This is a genomic window from Acinetobacter sp. YH12086 (assembly GCF_013419345.1).
Lineage (GTDB): Bacteria > Pseudomonadota > Gammaproteobacteria > Pseudomonadales > Moraxellaceae > Acinetobacter > Acinetobacter amyesii.
Window position 1 is genome coordinate 199,916 of record NZ_VPAF01000003.1, and the last position, 17,480, is coordinate 217,395.

Sequence of the window (17,480 nt, forward strand, 5' to 3'; positions counted from 1 at the left end):
GTGATAAGGAGATCAGCATGAACAGAATAGTGATTGTCGGTGCAGGCCAAGCCGCAGGATGGGCAGTACATACTTTACGTAGTCAAGGCTTTGACGGTGAAATTCACGTAGTTTCAAATGAAGAGCAGGTGTTCTATGAACGTCCGCCATTGTCAAAGCAAGTGCTGTCACAAGAAGTAGAAGTAGAAAGCTTAAATCTGTTTTCTCATGAGCAGGTGAATGATTTTTCAGTGACTTGGCATAAGCCAGATCATGCGGTCAAACTGGATAAAGCGGATAAAACCGTTCATTTGGAAAGCGGCAAAGTTTTGCCTTATGACAAATTACTAATTGCGACGGGCAGCCGAGCGCGTATTCCTGTTTCAGCGTGGTCGAGCATGCATAATGTTTACACCATGCGTGATATTCAAGACTGCCAAAAGCTGACAGAAAAATTTAAATCTGCAGAACATATTGCCGTGATTGGCGGTGGCTGGATTGGTCTAGAAATTGCTGCAACTGCGCGTAAGCAGGGCAAGCAGGTTGAAATTTTTGAATACGGTTCACGCCTTTGCGCACGCAGTGTCAGCCCAGAAGTTTCTGATTTTCTCAAGCAGTTGCATGAAAGCAATGGTACAGCGATTCATTTAAATGCGACTAAATTGCATCTGATCGAAACAGCAGATCATCATGTTGAAGTGTTTGATGCAGACATTAAATTAAAACAGTTTGATTGTGTGGTGGTCGGCGCAGGTGCAGAAATTGCAAAAGAATTGGCTACTTTAGCTGAACTCGAAGTTAAAGATGGCATTGTGGTAAATGAATATGGACAAACCTCAGATGTAGATATCTATGCTGCAGGTGATGTGGCTATTCATCCATCACTCGGTTACTGCATTCAGTCTTGGGCGAATGCGCAAAATCAGGCTATTTCTGCAGCAAAATCAATGTTGGGTGAGATGACAGCCTATCAGGATATACCTTGGTTATGGTCAGATCAGTATCAATGCAACATTCAGATTTTAGGGACTTATCAGCCTGAAAAAACTCATCAGGTGGTGATTCGTAAAACTACAGAAACGCAAATCAGTTTTTTCTATTTAGATGCAAATCAACAGCTGCTGAATATGATCGCAGTGAATGATTCAAAATTAATCAAACTGGCAAAACGATGGATGGCCAGCCAGCGCGAATTGGATCCAGCTCAATTGCAAGATCCAGACTTTAATTTAATGAAATTGAAATAAGCGTTTAAAAAATATTAGCCCATGTATGAAAGGATTTACCCATGGATAATGATGCAAAAACAGGATTAAAGCATTGGACCCCAGCGATCATTTTAATGATCTGCGTGGTACTGGCTTTCTTTGACAAAATTAGTATTGCTGTCTTGTTTTCAGATGCAACCTTCCAAGATGCGATGGGCATTGCACAGGACAAGGCAAAACTAGGCTGGCTGATGACAAGCTTTTTGCTAGCTTACGGTTTTTCGTCAATGTTCCTAAGCTTTTTAGGCGATATTTTTTGTCCTAAAAAAATGCTGTTTTGGAGTGTGACGTCTTGGGGCCTATTGATGTTTTTGATGGGTTTCACCACAGATTATTCTACGATGATGACGCTGCGCGTTCTGCTCGGTTTAGCTGAAGGCCCATTGTTTGCTTTGGCTTATACCATTGTGAAACAAACCTATACCGACCGTCAGCAAGCGCGTGCTTCAACCATGTTCCTCCTCGGAACTCCCATTGGCGCATTCCTAGGCTTTCCGATTACTGCATTTGTTTTGGCGCACTATGACTGGCACACCACGTTCTTTGTTATGGGGGCATTGACCTTCATTGTATTGATACTGATTGTGTATGGCCTACGTAACTTACAGTTGAAACGCACAGTGGATTTGGAAGGTGTTGGTAAACGCGTAAATTTCCGTACCCATGTGGTGCATACCAAGACTTTGCTTAGCAACGGTTCATTCTGGTTACTGTGCATCTTTAACATTGCATTGATGACTTACCTCTGGGGTTTAAACAGCTGGGTGCCTTCGTACTTAATTCAAGACAAAGGCTTTAACTTAAAAGAATTCGGTGCCTACTCAAGTCTTCCATTCATTGCGATGTTAGTGGGTGAAGTCGCTGGTGCATTCCTTTCGGACAAAATGGGCAAACGTGCGATTCAAGTGAGTGGTGGCTTACTGATTGCAGGGATATTCATGTATGCCATGGTGATTGCAACTGATCCTGTGATGGTGATTCTAGCGATGTCTCTAAGTGCTATGGCATGGGGCTTCGGTGTAGCAGCAGTATTTGCATTGTTAGCACGTATTACTACAGCAGACGTAGGCGCAACAGCAGGCGGTATTTTCAATGGTCTTGGTAACTTTGCCAGTGCAGCGGCACCGGTATTAATTGGTGCGATCGTAATGCAAACCGGTAGTTTCAATATTGGCATTACCTTCTTGGCAGCAGTCGCCGTGATCGGTTCATTCTTCCTCGCGCCATTGCTGAAACGTTATTAAGGCTTGAGCCAAAGTTAAAGCCAAGAAATTAGCCCTTACTTTTATTTAACCGATATACATGACCGTCATGACGCTTAAAGCAACTGGTGCTGACGGTAAGAACAATTTAGATCAGATCCAGCTCCACTTTTATGAAATCGCAGTGAGCTGAAATAAGGAGAGAATCATGTCCGTACAGCAATTTGAATCTTGGAAACAGCCTGAAGGTCAAACATTAGAAGACTGGATTGGCGGACGCATCGCTCGCTTTGAAACCCGTCAATACGATTATGATGCACTCAAATTCCAAGCAGATTACGACCCAAAATACCGCCGTGCGCAAATGCGTTATATGGGGACAGGTGCAACAGGTGTAGCAAATGATGGAAATACGGTGCCTGCAGAAAACTTTACCTTTTCAACTATGGTCTTGCCACCGCAGTGCGAAGGTCCGTTGCATATTCATCACGATGTAGAAGAAGTGTTCTTTATGCTGCGTGGTGAAATTGATCTTTTTATCGAACATGAAGGCGAGAAGTTTTCAACCCGCTTAAAAGAACGTGACTTGATTTCAATTCCACCGGGGATTTACCGCGGCTTATTTAACCCAGGAAGTGAAGATGCCCTAATGTGCGTAATGCTAGGTACTGGCAAGCCGACGATTCCGAACTATCCGCCTGAACACCCTCTGTCTCAAATCAAGCGTTAATTTTAGGAAGAAAAGAGATGACTTTAGTTGAGCAATTGGCACAGTTTGAATTAAAAACCGTTCAGTTTGACGGTGTACAGCAATCTTACCGTGAGGCAGGCGCAGGCAAAGTTCTGGTCTTGCTGCATGGCATCAGTTCGGGTTCAGGTTCATGGGTCAAGCAGTTGCAAGATTTGAGTCATCATTTTCATGTGATTGCATGGGATGCACCGGGTTATGGCCAGTCAGATCCTTTAGCTGCAGAACAGCCGAATGCAGAAGATTATGCACAGCGTTTAAAAGGCATGTTGACTGCATTAGGCCTGAACTTAGGATCAGCTCCGGATCAAAACAAAATGATTTTGGTCGGTCATTCTTTAGGTGCAATGCAGGCAGCAGCCTTTAATGCACGCTATCCAGACATGGTAGATGCAGTGGTCCTTGCCAATGCAGCGCAGGGTTATAAAGGTAGTGATGCACAAAAGCAGCAGGATGTCTTTGAAAAGCGTCCAAAAATGCTGCAGACCTTAGGCGCATCAGGCATGGCGCAATCACGTGGGCCGCATTTGGTTGCTAATGCTTCAGCAGAGGCATTAGCGCTGATTGAAACAGTGATGCAAAACATTCAATTAGAAGGCTTTACTGATGCATCGTATCTTTTGGCCTATGACGCGATTCAAAGTTATTTAAACCCAGGACAGTACAATATTCATGTGATTAAAGGCATGGCGGATGGCATAACGCCTCCACAGGATATTCAAGCATTGGCGGATCAGTTTCAGTTGAATCCATGCTACGAAATTGCCGCTGCAGGCCACTTGAGTTATTTGGATCAAGCAGCGCAATTTAACCAAATTTTATTGTCGCTACATGACGCACGGATGTGAGATAGGAAAATGAGCTTCCAATTAGAAGGCAAAAAAGCAGTAGTCACCGGTGGCTCGTCTGGTATTGGCTTGGCAACGGTTGAGCTTTTGGTAGCCGAAGGCGCACAAGTTGCTTGGTGTGGTCGTGACGAACAGCGTTTGAATGAGTCAAAAGCACAGGTTTTATCACGGTACCCAAATGCCAAAGTCTTTACCTCAACTTGCAACGTTTTAGATAAAGTTGATGTGAAAAAATTTGCAGATCAAGTTCAAAAAGAATTTGGTGGCGTGGATATTTTAATTAATAACGCAGGCCAAGGTCGTGTTTCAAACTTCGAAAATACTGCGGATGAAGATTGGCTGAAAGAAGTTGAATTGAAATATTTCAGTGTGCTGCATCCTATCCGCGCATTTTTGCCGGCATTGCAGCAGTCAGAGTGTGCATCGATTACCAATGTCAATTCATTACTAGCGTTGCAGCCTGAACCGCACATGATAGCGACCTCATCTGCACGTGCAGCATTGTTGAATTTAACCCATTCATTGGCGCATGAATTTTCTCAATACGGTATTCGTGTCAACTCAATCCTATTGGGCATGGTGGAATCTGCACAGTGGAAACGCCGTTTTGCAGCCCGTTCTGATCAAAATCAAACGTGGGAAGAATGGATTGGCAATATCGCTAAAAAACGAGGTATTCCAATGGAGAGATTAGGCAAACCTGAAGAGCCCGCGCGCGCTTTGGTTTTCTTGGCATCGCCAATGGCGTCATATACCACAGGTTCCGCAATCGATGTTTCTGGCGGCTTTAACAAGCATTTATAAGGTGGGCATATGAAACAGCTGATGATGATTGGTTTTGGCGCAATGGCCAATGAGGTTCGCAGCCATTTGCCCAAAGACCTTAAATTGAAATGGGTGGTGGTACCAGAGCGCAGTATTGCCAGTGTACAGGACGCGCTTGCCGCAGATGTGCAGGTCATTTCCGATATCGACGATTGTGATGGCACGCCCGACTATGTGATTGAAGTGGCAGGCCAAGCTGCGGTGAAAGAACATGCCACGAAAGTTTTAGCAAAAGGCTGGAACATTGGCCTGATCTCTGTGGGCACTTTGGCTGACAGCGCTTTCTTTGAAGAGTTGCAAAATATCGCTGAACATTCGGGTGCACACATTCATTTACTGGCAGGTGCGATTGCAGGAATTGACGGCATTTCAGCGGCCAAAGAAGGTGGATTGGAAAAGGTCACTTATAAAGGCTGCAAAAGTCCAAACAGTTGGCGTGGCAGTTATGCAGAAAAGCTCATTGATTTAGATCAAGTGACTGAAGCCACCGTTTTTTATACCGGTACTGCGCGTGAAGCGGCATTGCATTTTCCAGCCAATGCCAACGTGGCTGCCACCATTGCATTGGCGGGTATCGGCATGGATGAAACCATGGTTGAGCTAACGGTCGATCCACATATTAACCAAAACAAACATACCATTATTGCCCAAGGGCGGTTTGGTCAAATGAGTATTGAAATGATTGGTGTGCCTTTGGAGAGCAATCCCAAAACATCAACATTGGCAGCATTGAGCGTGATCCGTGCATGCCGCAACAGCGTAGATGCGATTCAGATTTAAAAGGAATTTGGTGAGTGCCATGGTTAAAGAAATTTATATTGCAGGTGAATGGCGTTTAGGCCGCGGCAACGTGATTCAAAGTGTTTTTCCAGCAGACAATTCAGTCAATGCGGAAATTTCTACCGCAACGTTGGACGATGTTGAAGAAGCGATTACAAAGGCTGATCAAGCTTGGCGTAAGCCAGCGTGGCGCAATTCTTTGCCGCATGAGCGCGCAAAAATTTTGTACCGTGTCGCCGATATTATTGAAGCCCGCGCAGATGAATTATCTAAATTGCAAACTCGTGACAACGGGAAGCCTTTAGCCGAAACACGTGCTTTGGTGATGAGTGCAGCAGCAACGGCGCGCTTTAATGCCGCAGCTTGCGAAACATTTAATGAAGAATTGACCACGCAGCGTGCATCTGACTTTTTGACCATGAGCGTGCATGAGCCTGTGGGTGTAGTGGCAGCGATTACCCCTTGGAATTCGCCAATTGCCAGTGAAGTGCAAAAATTGGCACCCGCTATTGCAGCAGGTAACGCGGTGATTTTAAAACCAGCTGAAGCGACATCATTAATTGCTTTGGAGTTGGCAAAAATCTTTGAAGAAGCAGGCTTACCAAAAGGCATTTTGAGTGTGTTGGTTGGACGCGGCTCAGTGATTGGTGATGCTATTGCCCAACATCCTTTAGTACGCAAAATTTCTTTTACGGGCGGTACATCTACTGGCCGTCACTTGGCGCATATTGCTGCTGAAAAGCTGATTACCACGTCTTTAGAGTTAGGCGGAAAATCGCCAACAATTGTACTGCCAGATGCAGATATTGAAATTGCAGCCAAAGGTATTGCTTACGGTATTTTCAGTTCAGCAGGTCAGGCGTGTATTGCGGGTTCGCGTTTGTTTATTCACGCTTCCATTTATGACGAATTTTTAAAGCGATTAGTGGAAATCACTGAAGGTTTACGCGTGGGCCATCCTGAACAGCCAAATGTACATATGGGTTCACTTATTAACCAAAAGCATTTGGAATCTGTGCATCGGTATGTGGAATTAGCCAAAGCTGAAGGCGGTACGGTTGTTACGGGTGGTGAAGCGATCACTGAAGGTGAATTTGCCAAAGGCAGTTTCTACAAACCGACGATCATCACGGGTTTGAGCAACAGCGCGCAAACCTGCCAAGAAGAAATTTTTGGCCCTGTGTTGGTCGTTATGCCATACGACAATGAAAAAGATTTATTCGAGCAAGCCAACGATAGCTGTTTTGGTTTAGCGGCAGGGATTTGGACAGAAAGCTACCGTAAAGCATGGAAAATTGCCCGTTTGCTGGAAGTCGGTACGGTGTGGATTAACACCTATAAAAAATTCTCCATCAGCGCACCTTTTGGTGGTTTTAAAGACAGTGGAATTGGCCGTGAAAAAGGCCGTCTCGGTATCCTGTCTTATATGCAGCAAAAAAGTATTTATCTAGGTTTAAACGAGCAAGCCAATCCATGGTCGGACTAGCAGACTCAAAAAATTAGTAATCAAAAATTCAAGAATTTAAGGAAAGAACAATGACTGAACGTGTAAATGTAGGCGAAGCAATCGCTCGAGTTTTAGAACAGCATAATGTAGACAGCATGTATGGCGTGATTTCTATTCACAACTTGCCTATTGCAGATGCCGTAGGCCGCCGTGAAAAAATGCGCTTTGTCGCAGCGCGTGGTGAAGCAGGTTCTGTCACTATGGCAGACGCACATGCACGCTTTAAAGGTTTAGGTGTAGCTTTGACCAGTACTGGTGCTGGTGCAGGTAATGCTGTGGGTTCACTCATTGAAGCAATGAATGCAGGCAGTCCAGTGTTGCATTTAACAGGTCAAGTGGAACGTGAATATTTAGATCGCGATGCAAGCTTTATTCATGAAACTAAAGATCAACTGACTTTCTTAAAAGCATCAAGCAAAGCGGCTTTTCGTATTACCAGCCCAGACAATGCTGTTGGTGTTATTCGTGAAGCGATTCGCGTTGCGACGACTGTGCCTATGGGGCCAGTCAGTGTAGAAATTCCAATTGATGTGCAAGCGGCTGAAATTGATTTGCCAGCCAATCTTGGCCCAGTAAAAGCCATGCAACTGCCGCAAGCGGAAAATGCTGAAATTAACATGATTGCAGATGCATTGAAAAAGGCGAAACGTCCATTACTGTGGATTGGTGGCGGTACGTTAAATGCAGTTGCAGAAGTGAAAGCGCTGGCTGACTTAGGTATTCCAGTTGTTTCATCTACGCATGCACGCGGTGTATTGGCAGATGATCATCCACGTAGCTTACGTGCATTCCATAACTCTGCAGCCGTTGAAAAACTGATGAAAGAGGCGGACTTATTGATTGTTGCAGGCTCACGTTTACGCAGTAATGAAACCAAGACTTACTCAGTTGAATTCCCTGAAAACATCATCCAAATTGATGCAAATCCAGTTGCACAGCAACGTAACTACAAGATTTCACAATTTGTATGTGCAGATACCAAAGATACTTTTGCACGTGTCATTAGCGCATTGAATGGCCTAAGCAAAATTGATGCTGCATATGATGCAGATGTTAAGGCTGCGCGTGAACATGCGGTAGATGCACTACGTACGCAAATGGATCAATACGCATTGATTTGCGACCACTTGCGCGCTGCATTACCAGAAGACGGTATTTTTGTACGTGACATCACCATGTCAGGCAGCACATGGGGCAGCCGTTTGTTCCCTGTACAAAGCCCTAATAAAAACATCCATTCACTTGCAGGTGCGATTGGTCTGGGCCTTGCACACGCGATTGGTTCATCGATTGCCAACCCAGACAAAAAAGTGGTGGGCTTAGTGGGTGATGGCGGATTGATGCTCGGTATTGGTGAAATTGCCACTATGGCACAAGAAAACACCGACATGGTGTTAATGATTATGAACGATGGTGGTTATGGCGTGATGCGCGGCATTCAAAATAACTACTTTGGCGGTCGTCAGTACTTCAATGAATTGCACACTCCAGACTACCGTTTATTGGGTGAGTCGATGGGTGTGAAGAGCTGGAAAGTAGGTAGTGCAGACGAGTTCAAAACTGCGATTCAAGAAGCTATTGATCTGAATGGCCCAGCAGTGATTGAACTGGATATGAACGCCATTGGTCCATTGAAATTTGCAGGTCCACCGCAGAAAAAACTTTACTAATTAAGATAAAGCGTTTTAAGCCATAACGAAGCATAGAGGGTGCAATTTTCTAAAAAGGAAGGATTGCACAAAGTTTGAATCAGAATGAACCCAATTCAGGCCATATAGGTGCGAGCAAATGCAAACAAGGATAGAGCATGATTTATTAGGAGCGAAAGAAGTTCCTGTAGATGCGTATTATGGTATTCATACCCTCAGAGCCATCGAAAATTTTCAAATCTCCAATGTGAAAATTGGACAGTTACCGCACTTTATTCGTGCCTTAGGTTTTGTTAAAAAAGCGGCAGCTCAAACCAACTTTAATTTTCGGCGTATTACCGCACAGCAACTTGCTGCCATCGAATACGGTGCAGATCAATTGATTGAACATCCTGAAAAATGGGCGGAATCCTTTCCCATTGATGTTTATCAGGGAGGAGCAGGTACCTCGGTCAACATGAACTGTAACGAGGTGATTGCCAATATTGGTTTGGAGTTCTTGGGACTGAACAAAGGCAATTATCGTGAGTTACATCCTAACGATCATGTAAATAAATCACAATCGACCAATGATGTTTATCCGACAGCGTTACGAATCAGTTTGTATCAACGCTTGGATGATTTATTACAAGGACTGACAGGCTTAGTAAGTACTATTCGACTCAAAGCAGACGAATATAAATTTGCCTTAAAAATGGGCCGTACCCAATTGCAAGATGCGGTGCCGATGACAGTTGGGCAAGAGTTCAGTGCCTTTGCCACATTATTAAATGAAGATCTACGTTTGATTGATCAGATGCGTCAGTTGCTCTTGGAAATTAATCTGGGCGCAACAGCGATTGGTACAGGTGTGAATTCCCCAGTCGGATACGCCCATCGTATTACCGAAAACCTCAGCAAATTGACTGGTTTATCGTTTAAAGGCGCGGAAGATTATATCGAAGCGACCAGTGATTGCGGCGTATTTATTATTATTTCAAGTACCTTGAAACGCTTGGCTTGTAAGCTATCAAAAATTTGTAATGACTTACGTTTATTGAGTTCAGGGCCACGTACAGGTTTGGCTGAAATCCGACTGCCAGAACTGCAGGCAGGTTCATCGATCATGCCAGCCAAAGTCAATCCAGTTATTCCTGAAGTCGTGAACCAAATCGCCTTTAAGGTCATGGGCAATGATTTAACCATCACCATGGCAGCAGAGGCAGGGCAACTTCAGTTAAATGTCATGGAGCCAGTTATTGCATTGTCACTCAACGAGTCGATTCAATTATTGGTGGAAGGCATTCATACCTTGGATGAAAAATGTTTTGCAGGCATTCAGGTGAATGAACAACAAGCCTATGACATGGTGATGCGTAGTGTGGGCATCGTGACCTTACTTGATCCGATATTAGGACATGAGCGCTGTGATGCGATTGGTAAGCAATGTATTGCAGAAAATAAAACCATTCAAGAGGTTGTACTGTCACAAGGATTGATGACAGAGCAAGAATTACAGCAAGTTTTCTCTTTTGAAAATTTAATTACCGAAGTGAAGGTCAGTGAAAATTTGCAAGACATTGCATAATTTTTTAGCCAAAATTCAAATCAAACAAAGTTTTATATATAAAACTTTAAGGTATAAGGAAATCACCATGAATAATAATATTTTTCTCAATCCTAAGGTTGTATTGGCTGCGATGCTCTTGCTTTGTAATAGCTTCGCAACAACACAAGCTAAAGATGATCTGCTAGAGTGGAAAAGTGAAGACGGGGCACATAGTTTTAAAGTTGGTGGTGTAGTTCGTTTCAATCATCGTTATGAACAATGGGATGCCAGTGATAAACGTGGTTTTGGAAAATTAGATTTCGATATTTTCCGTATCGACTTAAAAGGCAAATCAGGTGATGCCTATTTGAATGCGAGCTATTTAATTCAAGATCAGGAAAAAACCTCAATTGAAAAAGCCTATGTGGGTTATAACCTAGACAAAAACAACAGCATCGAAGCAGGTTTTGTCTATAAGCCATTTGCGCTTTATCCATATCCGCAAAATGGTTGGACCTATCATATCCCGTTCTTCTTGGGCTATGGCAACAACATCGCGCCGGGGATTAACTGGAATTACAATAATCCTGAATGGGATGTGAAAGTTGGTTACTACCCACGTATGTTGGAAACCAATTTACGCTATTCACCTGAATCTGCAACTTATGATGATCTTTCAGAGAATCATTTACCCTTTCAAGCTGCTTATCAAAACGAAAAGCACAATCAGCTGAATACTCGTATTGTACGTAAATTCGGTAATGATCAAATCGGGAAACACGAGGTCGGTATATCTGGATCTGCCGCACAATTGCATAACAAAACGACCCGCGATGAAGGTAGTTATTATGCCGCCGGGATTCATACCAACAGCAACTACCAACGTTGGAATTTACAGTCTTCGGTGATTCATTATCAATATGATGCTGAAAACCCTGAAGGTGTAAGTAATGACATGACCTTGATGGGCGCAAATGGTTTAACACCAGCCTATTTCATTGCCTCTGAAGGTACAGTTTCAAGCGTCAATTTGGCATATACATTACCTGTTCAAAATATGGGTAAACTCAAAGCCATTCGTTTTTACAATGACTACAGTTATTTAGACAAAGAACGCAGTGACTGGTCAGCTTCGCAAATGAATACCACAGGTGCAATGTTTATCGCTACACCATTTATGGTGTGGGCAGATTATACTTGGGGCAAAAATGCCAATATTATTGGTGGGGCAACCAATGGCACAGGCTTTACTTCAGCAACATCTGAAAATAGCGATAAATGGCTATATCGCGTCAATTTAAATATTGGCTTTAACTTCTGATCGATATCCAACAAGCTAAAACCTCTGTTAAAGCAAAATGGCTTTGATCGAGGTTTTTTTTATTGGAACACTTAAGATGCATTCAGATGTATTTAATCTTCATATTTTATGTCTTTGTTTTAAATTAAATCAGGGCTATGGCGTATTAAATTTAAGATTTACTAAAAATAAAAAAAATCGTTTATGAATTAACTGAGCATCTGTTCATTTAACTCTCAGTTTATCTTAGTTAAACCATGTCCTAAGCAGATCAAAATTTAGAAAATTGTCAAAATCTCCTCGATAATGGCTTGCTGCTATTGCAGAACATGGCTATAGCAAAAACTTTATTCAGGCTTTGGTACGCAAGGTCAGATGATTTAACGGCATTTTGTGTCACTAATTTTTATAAGGTAAACGGGTAATTTCGCCTTTTACAAGTAAATTCAAATCTTCAAACATTTCCATACTTATATTTTAATTTAACTTTTATAGATTTGGATCACTCTCTCGTGAGGGAGGTAATTTGCTTTATTCTTTAAAATACATATTTGGGGCTAAAGATAAGCATATTGCGACAATTAGAGTCTTGTCATGTTTTCTGCATTTTTCGACGATATCCTTCAGTATTATGCAGATATGAACTTATATTTTTGCAAAATTGTCTTTGGTTTAGACTTATGGGGGAATGGGGTACTTGATCTTAGGTCTTTGACATTGGATTTGCTGCCATATATTGGCTTATGAATATAAAAAGCATGCTCAAAAAGGTGAAAACATAACTTGGCAGCTCAGTTTCTTCGCTTTACTGGCACTACAAATGTCACCATGCACATTTCCAATAAAACATATAGCCATGCATGCTGATGGATTTATTATTCCGTCTTTAGTGTTGATATGGTTATATAAACGCAGTGAACGCCTTAGCCAAGCTGCATAAAAAAAGCCCTCACATTTGAGGGCTTTTAATTATTTTACTTCGGGTAAATCAAACCAAATCACTTGAGCATCTTCAAGCGCTTCAATTTGGCTATCTTCTAAGAACGCAATTGCACCACCAGCTTCAACTTTATGTTCAGCAATTTGCACTGAACCTGAAATAACATGGATATAGTTGATATGCTGCGTTGCATGGATATCTAAAGATTGACCTTTCGTCAAAAATGCAGATTTAACTTCCGCTTGCTGGCGAATATGCATAGCTGCATTGTCATTTGGACCGACAATTAAATGCCATTGATTGGGTTGATCGCGTGGATCACATTTAATTTGTTGATATGTCGGTTCAGCATCACGTTCATTTGGAACGATCCAAATTTGTAGTAAATGCACATCTTCATCACCTTGGTTCATTTCGCTATGACGCACACCTGTACCTGCGCTCATGAGCTGCCATTCACCTGCAGAAATGCCACCATGGTTGCCCATACTGTCTTTATGTGTAATGGTGCCTTTTAACACACAGGTTAAAATTTCCATGTTGTCATGTGGATGTTGACCAAAACCTTCATGTGCTGCAATTAAGTCATCATTAATCACACGAAGCGCACTAACGCCCATGTATTTCGGGTCATACCAGTTACCAAAAGAGAAGCTGTGTTTAGACTCAAGCCAGCCCATTTTTACGTGACCGCGGTTTTCACTTGGATGTAAAAAAGCATTCATGGCATTCATCCTTATCTTAATTATTGAACATGTGCCTATTTTAAGATTGAACTAAATCGGGATATATAGTTTTTTAGCGACAATTCATCCTATTTTTGCAACGCTCAGCCAAGATTGAGTCTTTTGTTATGCATGAAAGCACAGCTATAAAAAAGCCTGCACGAAGCAGGCTTTTTTAAATATGACTAAAATTATTCTAAGAATTTAACAGTCACACCAGATTTCACTTTCTTACCTAAGTCATTTGCATCCCAGTTGGTCAAACGAATACAACCGTGTGACGCAGTTTTAGAGATAGCAGATGGGTTCGGTGTACCGTGAATACCGAATGATTTTTTGCTCAAGCCAATCCAGATATTACCAACAGGACCATTTGGACCAGGTGGTAAAGACAATGGTTTTCTGTTGTTGCCTTGAACAAAGTTAGAAGGTGAGTAGCTGTACCAAGGGTTTGGTGCAACACCTGTAACTTTGTATGTACCTGTAGGTGATGGCGTATCTGAACTACCAATCGTTGCCGGGAATGAACCGATCATTTGGTTGCGGCTATTAAACAAGTAAAGTTGTTTCGCGCCTTTATGTGCAACGATTAAGTGAATATCTTCAGGAACTTCGTTACGAATATTCGCTACTAAGATTTTTTCACCAACTTTTTTAAATGTCGCTTTTGGATTCAACTTTTTCAAAAAGTCTTCGTCCATGTGGAATTTTTCACCCAACATTTCAGTTACACGTGTGTAGTACAAGCCTTTCATTTTTGCTTGTAATGCATAGTCGTGTGGAATTGATGCTGCATAAGGACCTTTCAAGTCTGCATCAGTCAATGTGTATTCAATGAATGCAGGTTTAGAACCTTGTTTCGCAATCAGCGCATCCCAAGTTTCTTTGGTTAACGTTCCTGTAGGTTTCAACCCATTCATTTGTTGGAATGAAGCGATCGCCTTTAGGGTATTTTTACCACTGGTACCATCAATTGCACCCGGTGAAGCATGTGCATTATTGAGCATGACATGCGCACGTGCATAAACAGGGAATTGACCTTTACCAATGTTGTCATACCACTGTGCATTATTTAGGTCATTTAAACCCCAAGCAACTTTGGCAGCAGGCGAAGTTGATGTTGGAGTTGTAGCAGTCGCTGTAGCAGGTGCAGCACCGATGTCGGCTTTAACATCTTCTGATTGTTGCAGGCTGTCTAAAGTTTGCGATGCTTGGTTCAGATCTTCTTGTTCTTGAGCGCTAATCTGGCTAGTTGCAGCTGAAGCTTCAGTCGCTAACGGATCAATGGGATCCTGAACTGCAACATTAGTCACTTTTTTTGGCGTTAATGGTTGTTCAGCAGTAGATGCGGCAATAGCTGTACCAGCAAATATGCAACTTAGGCTCAGTGCGAGCATGGTGCGAACGAACATGTAATTCAACCTTAAGAATTATTCATTTACTGTGTATTAAAAACTGGCTAAGTATTACAGAAAAAAAGTGGAGATGCAGTAGTTGTTTTGTGTAAATATCATTTTTGGCACTCAACATGATCGGTTTTTAAATGCTTGAGAAGTTATTATATTTACAACCTTTTTGATATGATGATGCGAATATCGAATTAAGTTGGGAAAGTGAATGACGACCTTAAAAAATGATCGTTTCTTGCGCGCCTTATTACGTGAACCGGTAGATGCAACTCCGGTTTGGATGATGCGTCAGGCTGGCCGTTATTTACCAGAGTATCGTGAAACACGTGCAAAAGCGGGTGATTTCCTATCCCTTTGTAAAAATACAGAATTTGCTTGTGAAGTTACTTTACAACCTTTGCGTCGTTATGACTTAGACGCAGCCATTTTATTTTCAGACATTTTGACAGTACCTGATGCGTTGGGTTTGGGACTGTATTTTGAGGCAGGTGAAGGTCCGAAGTTTCATAAAACTGTACGTACCGAACAAGATGTACTGAATTTACCTAAATTTAATGCCAAATCTGACTTAGATTATGTCATGAATGCCGTGACTACGATTCGTTCAGCTTTGGGCGGACAAGTTCCTTTGATTGGCTTCTCTGGCAGTCCTTGGACACTGGCAACCTATATGGTGGAAGGCGGTTCAAGCAAAGATTTCCGTTTTACAAAACAAATGATGTATGCACAACCTGAAGTGCTGCATGCCTTATTAGACCGTTTGGCTGTGGCGGTGACTGAATATCTCAATGCGCAGATTGATGCAGGTGCCCAAGCCGTACAAATCTTTGATAGTTGGGGTGGGGCATTAGCACACCGTGAATACATTGAATTTTCACTGAACTACATGCAAAAAATCGTGGCAGGTTTACAGCGTGAAAAAGATGGACGCAAAGTCCCTGTGATTTTGTTTACCAAAGGTGGTGGTCAATGGTTAGAGCCAATGATTGCAACGGGTGCAGATGCTTTTGGTTTAGATTGGACTACGCCATTAAATGTAGCACGTCAAACAGTCGCAGGCCGTGCAGCTTTGCAAGGTAACTTAGACCCAGCAACATTATATGGTTCGCCTGAAGCAATCGCGAAAGCGACGCGTGCTATGTTAGATGACGCATATGCCAACGGTGAAAAAACCGGTTATGTGGCGAACTTAGGTCATGGTATTACCCAGTGGGTAGATCCTGCCAATCCAAAAGCCTTTATTGATACGGTACACGAATATAGTGCCAAGTATTTATAAGGCTTTAGGGAAATAGGTTTAGGATTCAACCGTGGTCAAGATTATAAAATCATGTTTTGAGTTCTCTTATAAGGCAGCTTCGGCTGCCTTATTTGGGATATTACTGCTGATCGCTTTTGCATTAACTGCAGCAATGGGAAGTCAGGAATATTTTGGCTTTTTCCGTTATGATTATTTATTGTTTTATGCACTGATCATTCAAGTGTGTTTACTCTACCTTAAACTCGAGTCTTGGGCGGAAGCTAAAGTCATAGCACTGTTTCATATCCTTGCAATGGGGATGGAAATATTTCTGACCCATCCACACATTGCCTCATGGCAATATCCGCAGCCTGCGGTTTTTAAACTGCTGACTGTGCCATTATTTGCTGGTTTTATGTATTCGGCGGTGGGAAGTTTCTTTGCACGTTCGCTACGTCTATATCAAGCGTCGTTCAGTAACTTACCGCGTTTTGGCAATATGCTGTGCTTAGCCGTTTTGTCATATCTTAATTTTATGACCAAATTTTTTGTGCCAGATATTCGTATGTTTTTGTTTGCTTGGAGTGTGGTGATCTTTTGGAAAACCAAGCTCAGTTTTCAATTACAAAATTATGTGATTCAGTTGCCGATGTTACCAGTACTGTTGATTTTGGCATTTTTGATTTGGATCGCAGAAAATATCAGTACTTTCTATCAAATTTGGTTATATCCAAGTCAGGTCGATGCATGGCATATGGTCGGTTGGGGGAAACTCGGTTCTTGGTATTTGTTGCTATTACTCAGTCTGGTTTTAGTGCTCAAAATTCTTGGAAAACGTGATGAAAATGGTACTTGGTTGCTCAAAAAATAGTGAAAAAGAACGTATTATTTTTAGCCAAAATTTTTAGATGAAAATGTTTTGCCTTATCTGAAAGATCAAGTTAATCTACAGGTGTGTAATCAAAATTACACATGTTTTAATAATTAAAAACAATGGAATAAAATTCCCTGGAGAAGTGCTATGTTAAAAAAATTAGCTTTAGTTGCAGTCGTTGCACTAGGTTCTACAGCTGCTTTTGCTGACCGTGACGTAGGTTGTGGTGTTGGTTCTCAAGTTTGGGCTGGTCAATCAGGTAAAATTCCTAAAATTTTAGCTGCGACTACCAACGGTATTTTTACTAACCAGTTACTTGGTATTACCTTTGGTACTTTAGGTTGTAGCGGTACAGGTACAGTAACTGCTCAAGCGGTAACATTTACCAATGAAAATGCTGAATCACTTGCTCGTGATATGGCAGTTGGTCAAGGTGAGAGCCTGAATGTTTTGGCTGAGCTTTTAAACATCCAATCAACAGATAAAGCACGTTTCTTTGCTGTGTCTAAAGCAAATTTTGCTGAAATCTATTCAGCTGAAAACCAGTCTTCTCTACAAGTACTTGCTTCATTACAAAGTGTAATGGCAAAAGACGAAGTACTTAAAGCATACGTTTAATCGATGCTTTCAAAACCCTGTCTCTCGGCAGGGTTTTTTA

15 protein-coding genes are annotated in these 17,480 nt (G+C 42.1%); 13 read left to right on the plus strand and 2 right to left on the minus strand.

Annotated elements, in window-relative coordinates:
• Nucleotides 1-17: 17 nt before the first annotated feature.
• The 10 genes from FTU29_RS05780 (at nucleotide 18) to FTU29_RS05825 (ending at nucleotide 11,655) form a co-directional block, all read left to right on the plus strand.
• Entirely contained in the window at nucleotides 18-1,226 is a 1,209-nt protein-coding gene (locus FTU29_RS05780; RefSeq protein ID WP_180120841.1) for an NAD(P)/FAD-dependent oxidoreductase, read from the plus strand.
• Between the two features lie 41 nt (nucleotides 1,227-1,267).
• On the plus strand, nucleotides 1,268-2,491 hold the full coding sequence (locus tag FTU29_RS05785) for an MFS transporter (RefSeq protein ID WP_180120843.1): 1,224 nt from the start codon (nucleotides 1,268-1,270) through the stop codon (nucleotides 2,489-2,491).
• 166 nt (nucleotides 2,492-2,657) lie between these two features.
• Nucleotides 2,658-3,179 (plus strand): cupin domain-containing protein, encoded by a 522-nt coding sequence (locus FTU29_RS05790; protein WP_180095023.1) that lies wholly within the window; start codon nucleotides 2,658-2,660, stop codon nucleotides 3,177-3,179.
• A gap of 17 nt (nucleotides 3,180-3,196) precedes the next feature.
• Nucleotides 3,197-4,045, plus strand: coding sequence for an alpha/beta fold hydrolase (locus FTU29_RS05795; RefSeq protein WP_180120845.1), 849 nt, complete (start codon nucleotides 3,197-3,199; stop codon nucleotides 4,043-4,045).
• A gap of 9 nt (nucleotides 4,046-4,054) precedes the next feature.
• Nucleotides 4,055-4,849, plus strand: coding sequence for an SDR family oxidoreductase (locus FTU29_RS05800; RefSeq protein WP_180076849.1), 795 nt, complete (start codon nucleotides 4,055-4,057; stop codon nucleotides 4,847-4,849).
• 9 nt (nucleotides 4,850-4,858) lie between these two features.
• Nucleotides 4,859-5,650 carry an aspartate dehydrogenase gene (locus FTU29_RS05805; RefSeq protein ID WP_180120847.1) on the plus strand — a complete coding sequence of 264 codons (792 nt, stop codon included), beginning with the start codon at nucleotides 4,859-4,861 and terminating at the stop codon, nucleotides 5,648-5,650.
• A 19-nt stretch (nucleotides 5,651-5,669) separates the two neighbouring features.
• Nucleotides 5,670-7,136 (plus strand): aldehyde dehydrogenase, encoded by a 1,467-nt coding sequence (locus tag FTU29_RS05810; protein WP_180076851.1) that lies wholly within the window; start codon nucleotides 5,670-5,672, stop codon nucleotides 7,134-7,136.
• Between the two features lie 50 nt (nucleotides 7,137-7,186).
• Entirely contained in the window at nucleotides 7,187-8,827 is a 1,641-nt protein-coding gene (locus FTU29_RS05815; protein WP_180120849.1) for a thiamine pyrophosphate-binding protein, read from the plus strand.
• Between the two features lie 118 nt (nucleotides 8,828-8,945).
• A complete protein-coding gene (locus FTU29_RS05820; protein ID WP_180120851.1) occupies nucleotides 8,946-10,373 on the plus strand; it encodes an aspartate ammonia-lyase in 1,428 nt (475 codons plus the stop codon).
• 112 nt (nucleotides 10,374-10,485) lie between these two features.
• Entirely contained in the window at nucleotides 10,486-11,655 is a 1,170-nt protein-coding gene (locus FTU29_RS05825) for a hypothetical protein (RefSeq protein WP_180120887.1), read from the plus strand.
• A 948-nt stretch (nucleotides 11,656-12,603) separates the two neighbouring features.
• Here FTU29_RS05825 and FTU29_RS05830 read toward each other — a convergent pair.
• Entirely contained in the window at nucleotides 12,604-13,299 is a 696-nt protein-coding gene (locus FTU29_RS05830) for a pirin-like bicupin family protein (protein WP_168379153.1), read from the minus strand.
• Between the two features lie 191 nt (nucleotides 13,300-13,490).
• A complete protein-coding gene (locus FTU29_RS05835; RefSeq protein WP_180120852.1) occupies nucleotides 13,491-14,711 on the minus strand; it encodes a L,D-transpeptidase in 1,221 nt (406 codons plus the stop codon).
• A gap of 205 nt (nucleotides 14,712-14,916) precedes the next feature.
• Between FTU29_RS05835 and hemE the strand changes: the two genes are divergently transcribed.
• The 3 genes from hemE (at nucleotide 14,917) to FTU29_RS05850 (ending at nucleotide 17,440) form a co-directional block, all read left to right on the plus strand.
• A complete protein-coding gene (gene hemE / locus FTU29_RS05840; RefSeq protein WP_078191978.1) occupies nucleotides 14,917-15,987 on the plus strand; it encodes a uroporphyrinogen decarboxylase in 1,071 nt (356 codons plus the stop codon).
• 40 nt (nucleotides 15,988-16,027) lie between these two features.
• Nucleotides 16,028-16,819, plus strand: coding sequence for a DUF817 family protein (locus tag FTU29_RS05845; protein WP_373423580.1), 792 nt, complete (start codon nucleotides 16,028-16,030; stop codon nucleotides 16,817-16,819).
• 150 nt (nucleotides 16,820-16,969) lie between these two features.
• Entirely contained in the window at nucleotides 16,970-17,440 is a 471-nt protein-coding gene (locus FTU29_RS05850) for a DUF3015 family protein (protein ID WP_078190276.1), read from the plus strand.
• Nucleotides 17,441-17,480 lie beyond the last annotated feature (40 nt).